Source organism: Emticicia aquatica, assembly GCF_923079645.1.
GTDB classification, from domain to species: domain Bacteria; phylum Bacteroidota; class Bacteroidia; order Cytophagales; family Spirosomataceae; genus Emticicia; species Emticicia aquatica.
This window is the reverse complement of the sequence record NZ_CAKLPY010000025.1, coordinates 1-582: the sequence shown is the minus strand read 5'-3', so window position 1 is coordinate 582 and position 582 is coordinate 1. Positions and strand designations below refer to the sequence as shown.

The following is a 582-nucleotide window of genomic DNA, read 5'->3' as shown; positions in this document are numbered from 1 at the left end:
GGGACATTTGATTAGAAAATTATTCAAAATCTTTGGTCTCCAACTAAAGCAAGCAAGTAAACGCTTGATAAATCTATTAATTAACTCAAAATCCAATCCTAAGCATCTTGCTTGCGGTCGTTGGAAATTTTTCATGCTATTTTGATTTTTTAAGCTTTTGCGATAATCACAATACTCTGGTTTTTATTGATTCTCGCAATTCCTTTTGCTCGGTTTTGTCCAAATCCTGAGCCATTTGCGACGAATCCAATGCGAAGTTTTCTAGTGTTAATTCTCAGCAAATTCTCGCTTTTTGAGGCTTTTGCTCGCCAAGTTGTTTGCGACATGAGATTAGAAAAATAATTTATAGTTTTATTTTTCGCATAAGCTTCTCGTTTTGTTCTAAGTTTTTTATACTTTAGTATCCATATTTGTTTGGCGATTGCTTAGTAGCGAAAATTCAAAATTATTTCGTCTCCAACAATCTGAAAGATAGACGAAAGCTCCCACAAGAAAGCCCGATATACTCGAAGGTATATCGGGCTTTTGTCTATCTTGAGTTGACCGACAACGGGGCATTCCAAGGAATTTATTAGGGCATAA

2 protein-coding genes are annotated in these 582 nt (G+C 35.4%); both read right to left on the bottom strand.

Annotated features, from left to right (window positions below; all coding sequences use genetic code 11):
* Window positions 1-149: 149 nt before the first annotated feature.
* On the bottom strand, window positions 150-326 hold the full coding sequence (locus tag MJQ71_RS20840; protein WP_238808872.1) for a hypothetical protein: 177 nt from the start codon (window positions 324-326) through the stop codon (window positions 150-152).
* A 64-nt stretch (window positions 327-390) separates the two neighbouring features.
* Window positions 391-582 (bottom strand): hypothetical protein (locus MJQ71_RS20835; protein WP_238808871.1); only part of this gene is annotated, 192 nt, incomplete at its 5' end.

Bases quoted from the DNA above. Each gene is read 5' to 3' on its own strand.
- MJQ71_RS20840 (WP_238808872.1), bottom strand. From the start codon at position 326: ATGTCGCAAACAACTTGGCGAGCAAAAGCCTCAAAAAGCGAGAATTTG.